Origin of the sequence: Brevundimonas sp. P7753 (assembly GCF_013386595.1) — a bacterium.
Lineage (GTDB): Bacteria > Pseudomonadota > Alphaproteobacteria > Caulobacterales > Caulobacteraceae > Brevundimonas > Brevundimonas bullata.
In genome coordinates this window covers 1-3974 of sequence record NZ_JACARP010000046.1, presented here as the reverse complement: position 1 = coordinate 3974, position 3974 = coordinate 1, and the positions used below count along the sequence as shown (strand labels likewise).

6 protein-coding genes are annotated in these 3974 nt (G+C 69.7%); all 6 read right to left on the bottom strand.

Annotated elements, in window-relative coordinates; genetic code table 11:
- On the bottom strand, positions 1–727 hold a 727-nt coding region (gene tolQ, locus HX774_RS10260; protein ID WP_178826548.1), incomplete at its 3' end, for a protein TolQ.
- A 297-nt stretch (positions 728–1024) separates the two neighbouring features.
- The gene (gene ybgC, locus HX774_RS10255; RefSeq protein WP_178826547.1) at positions 1025–1477 is read right to left on the bottom strand and encodes a tol-pal system-associated acyl-CoA thioesterase; all 453 of its coding nucleotides are present in this window, start codon (positions 1475–1477) and stop codon (positions 1025–1027) included.
- Positions 1478–1479: 2 nt separating this feature from the next.
- A complete protein-coding gene (locus tag HX774_RS10250) occupies positions 1480–1881 on the bottom strand; it encodes a hypothetical protein (RefSeq protein WP_114818530.1) in 402 nt (133 codons plus the stop codon).
- A 217-nt stretch (positions 1882–2098) separates the two neighbouring features.
- Positions 2099–3130 carry a Holliday junction branch migration DNA helicase RuvB gene (gene ruvB, locus HX774_RS10245; RefSeq protein WP_178826546.1) on the bottom strand — a complete coding sequence of 344 codons (1032 nt, stop codon included), beginning with the start codon at positions 3128–3130 and terminating at the stop codon, positions 2099–2101.
- A gap of 25 nt (positions 3131–3155) precedes the next feature.
- Positions 3156–3278, bottom strand: a complete 123-nt coding sequence (locus HX774_RS20075; RefSeq protein ID WP_255500352.1) for a hypothetical protein — start codon at positions 3276–3278, stop codon at positions 3156–3158.
- A 48-nt stretch (positions 3279–3326) separates the two neighbouring features.
- Complete coding sequence (gene ruvA, locus HX774_RS10240) at positions 3327–3950, bottom strand: Holliday junction branch migration protein RuvA (protein ID WP_178826545.1); 624 nt, start codon at positions 3948–3950, stop codon at positions 3327–3329.
- Positions 3951–3974 lie beyond the last annotated feature (24 nt).

Genomic DNA, 3974 nt, shown 5'->3' with positions numbered 1-3974 from the left:
CCGACGGGGGCGGCGGCGGCGGGGGCGGAGCCGAGGGCGCGCCCAGACGCCGCGCGATGGCCGACTGCAGATCGTCGGCGAAGGCCTCCAGACGGCCCGTGAACTTGCCCGCCGTCACCGAGAAGGCGTTGAAGGCGATATAGGCCGGGATGGCCGCCGCCAGACCGATGGCCGTGGCGAACAGGGCCTCGGCGATGGCCGGCGCCACCGTCGTCAGATTGGTGTTGCCCGCCGCCGCGATGGCGTCAAAGGCGTTCATGATGCCCCAGACCGTGCCGAACAGACCGATGAAGGGCGAGGCCGTGGCCACCACCGACAGCACGCCCAGACCGTTCTCGATCTTCTGGCTCTCGCGGGCGATGACCGAATCCAGCGCCCGGTCGATGCGCGCGATCAGCATCGAGCCCTGCGTGTCCGTCATGGCCCCGCGCGAGCGCGCCTCGCGCCAGTCCTGCAGCGTCAGCACCAGCATCCGCGGCAGGGGATCGGCAGGCTGCGCCCCGGCCTGCGCCGCCACGTCTTCCAGCGACCGCCCGCTCTCGACCTGCTTCTCGAACTCGCTGGCGCGAGCGTTCATGCGCGAGAAACGCACCGCCTTGTCGATGATGATGGTCCACGACCAGACCGAGGCCGCGGCCAGGCCGACCATGACCGTCTTCACCACCCAGTCGGCGGTCATGAACAGCTCGATGGGATTCAGCATGGAGGCGTCGGCGGGCAGGGTCATACGGCGTCCTTGGGTCAGATCCGGTGTCGTCCTGCCCTTATCGAGCGGGCGGACGTGGCGGTTTCATGGCGGCGGTCTAGCGGTCGTCGCGCCCCGCGTCACGGGGGCCGCCTCTGACAAGCGCGTTATTGCGAGGCTTCCGTCTTCCTTCTCCCCTTGAGGGAGAAGGTGGCAGGCGAAGCCTGACGGATGAGGGGTGCGAGGAAACTAGGTCCGGGGTTGCCTATTGAACGTCGCGCCGACACCCCTCATCCGGCCCTGACGGGCCACCTTCTCCCTCAAGGGGAGAAGGGAGGATCAGGCGCTTTCCCCCGTCAGCCACGGCCCCACCAACTCCACCAACCGCTTGCTCGGCCGGCGCGGCCGCCCGTCCAGATGGATGCAGACCGCAACCACATCGGCCCGGCACAGCACCTCGCCGTCGCGCTCCACCGTCTGCCGGATGATCAGCCTCGGCCCCTTGATGGCCTCATAGCGGGTCCGCACCACCAGGGCGTCGTCGATCCGCGCCGGCTTCAGGTACTTGATCCCCAAGTCCGCCACCACAAAGGCCAGGGGCTCGTCCTGCTCCAGCAGTTCGGCGTGCCCCACCCCCGCCAGCCGCAGGAAATCCGACCGCCCCCGCTCGAAATACCGCACATAGTTGGCGTGATAGACCAGGCCGGTGAAGTCGGTGTCCTCGTAATAGACCCGCACCGGCAGCAGATGATCCAGCCCGTCAAAGCGGCCGGCGGTCGGTTGGTCGGTCATGATCAGCCCTGAGCGGAAGTCGTCGCCGAGGGCTTAGCCGCCGAGGCCGCCGCGTTGAAGCCCGGACAGAACTCAGCCTTCATATCCGCGAACTCGGCGCCCAGGGGATCGTCGCCCATCAGGATGCGGTTGGGCCGCGAGACAAAGGCCACCGCCTGTTTCTGCCCGGCGATCCCGGCGTAGCCGCAGACGGCGCGGCGCTTGCCGGTTTCCAGATACCGCACCTCGGCGGTCGGCCCCATCTGCGCCTTGACCTGGGTCAGGGCGCGTTCCGCCGCCGTCGCCTGCTTCGGCCCGAACCGCGCGCCTTGGTTCAAGGCCACCAGGCTCAGCGCCCCGAGCAGCAGCACCGCCGCGCCCAGCACGGCGATCTTCTGGTCCGTCCCGATCCCGCCTCGCGCCATCGCCCGTCTCCTTCGCAGCCAGCATGGCCGGGTTTGACGAACGGGTGAAGTCCTTTTGCGAGCGGTTCCGAACAGCGCCTCTTTCCTCCCCATTTCATGGGGAGGGGGACCGCGTAGCGGTGGAGGGGGCGGCGCAGACGGCTGACGGGGAGTCGCCCCCTCCGTCACGTCGCTGCGCGCCGCGCCACCTCCCCATGAAATGGGGAGGAAAGAGACCCTACTTCCCGAACAGATCCGGCGCGACTGTCGTCGCCGGCTTCGGCGCCTCCAGCCCCAGATGCTCATAGGCCCGCGCACAGGCCACCCGCCCGCGCGGGGTGCGCATGATGAAGCCCTGTTGCAGCAGATAGGGCTCGATCACGTCCTCGACCGCGTCGCGCGCCTCGGCGATCGCGGCGGCCAATGTGTCCATACCCACCGGCCCGCCGCCGTAGTTCTCGATCAGGGCCTTGAGGAAGCGCCGGTCCAGACTGTCCAGCCCGGCCTCGTCGACCTCCAGCCGCGCCAGGGCCCGCGCCGACGCCAACTGGTCGATGGGCGTTCCCTCCGCGTCAGCGAAGTCCCGCACCCGCCTTAGCAGCCGCCCGGCGATGCGCGGCGTACCTCGCGCCCGACGCGCGATCTCCATCGCCCCGTCCTCGGTGATGGCCGCGCCCATCTTGCGCGCCGCCCCCCGGATCACCGCCGTCAGCTCCTCCGGCGTATAGAATTCCAGCCGCAGCGGAATACCGAAGCGGTCCCGCAGCGGCGTGGCCAGCAGCCCCGCGCGCGTCGTCGCCCCGACCAGGGTGAAGGGCGCCAGATCGATGCGCACGCTGCGCGCCGACGGCCCCTCGCCGATGATCAGGTCCAGCACATGGTCCTCCATCGCCGGATAGAGGATCTCCTCCACCAGCGGCGACATGCGGTGAATCTCGTCGATGAACAGGACGTCGCGCGGCTCCAGATTGGTCAGGATCGCCGCCAGATCGCCCGCCTTGGCCAGGATCGGGCCTGACGTGGCCCGGAACCCCACGCCCAGCTCGCGCGCCACGATCTGCGCCAGCGTGGTCTTGCCCAGACCCGGAGGTCCGAACAGCAGGACGTGATCCAGCGCCTCCGACCGCCCGCGCGCGGCGTCGATAAAGACCTTCAGATTGCCTTTGGCCGCCGACTGCCCGACGAACTCGCCCAGGGTCTGCGGCCGCAAGGCGCGGTCGTGCTTTTCGCCGGGCGCGGCGTCGGGAGCGATCAGCCGGTCATCCGTCATCACATCGCCCCCGCGCCGGTCCGCCTTACATCTTCAGGACGGCGTACCCCACCGCCATCGCGACCAGTCCCACGACGAAGACGATGACGACCTGCAATTTCTTGTTCATTTTCAAACCTTGACTGCGTTTCAGGGAGGCCGCCGTCATAGGCCGCGTCGCGCGCGCACGACAAGATCCCCGCCCCAAGCGCGCCCCTCACCGCCCCAGCTCCTGCAAGGCCGCACGGATCACCGCCGGTAGTTCCGCCTCGTCCCCCAGCCGGATCAGCGCCTGATCCACCGCCCGGCGCGCATTGATCTCGGCTATGCCCAGGCCCAGCAGGGCCGCGACCGCCTCGCCCGTCACGCTCGGCGGCGGCGGAGCCGCGGCGACCTCGGCGTGAACGCCCGGCGCGTTCGGCGCAAAATGCCCGTCGCCCAGCGGCTTGCCCTTCAGTTCGGTGACGATGCGCAAGGCCAGCTTCGGCCCCACGCCGTTGGCCCGGCCGACCGCCGCCTTGTCCTCACGCGCCACAGCGCTGGCCAATTCCCCCGGCGGCAGCACGTCCAGCACGCTCAGCGCCGCCTTCGGCCCCACGCCCTGAATGGCCAGCAGCACGGTGAAGGCCCGGCGCTCGTCGCGCGACAGGAAGCCGTAAAGACGCGGCCCCGCGTCCTCGCTCCACTGGCTATGGATATACAGCGTCGTCTCGTCCCCCGGCGCCGGCAACCGCCCCAGGGTCCGCGCCCCGCAGGCGGCGACATAGCCGACCCCGCCGCAGTCGATCAGGCATTCCGCCTCCCCGACCTCGGCCAGAACCCCGCGCAACCGCCCGATCATCGCTCTTTCCTCCCCACTTGTGGG

Coding starts and splice junctions, on each gene's coding strand:
- ybgC (WP_178826547.1), bottom strand. CDS start 1,477: ATGACCGACCAACCGACCGCCGGCCGCTTTGACGGGCTGGATCATCTG.
- HX774_RS10250 (WP_114818530.1), bottom strand. CDS start 1,881: ATGGCGCGAGGCGGGATCGGGACGGACCAGAAGATCGCCGTGCTGGGC.
- ruvB (WP_178826546.1), bottom strand. CDS start 3,130: ATGACGGATGACCGGCTGATCGCTCCCGACGCCGCGCCCGGCGAAAAG.
- HX774_RS20075 (WP_255500352.1), bottom strand. CDS start 3,278: ATGACGGCGGCCTCCCTGAAACGCAGTCAAGGTTTGAAAATGAACAAG.
- ruvA (WP_178826545.1), bottom strand. CDS start 3,950: ATGATCGGGCGGTTGCGCGGGGTTCTGGCCGAGGTCGGGGAGGCGGAA.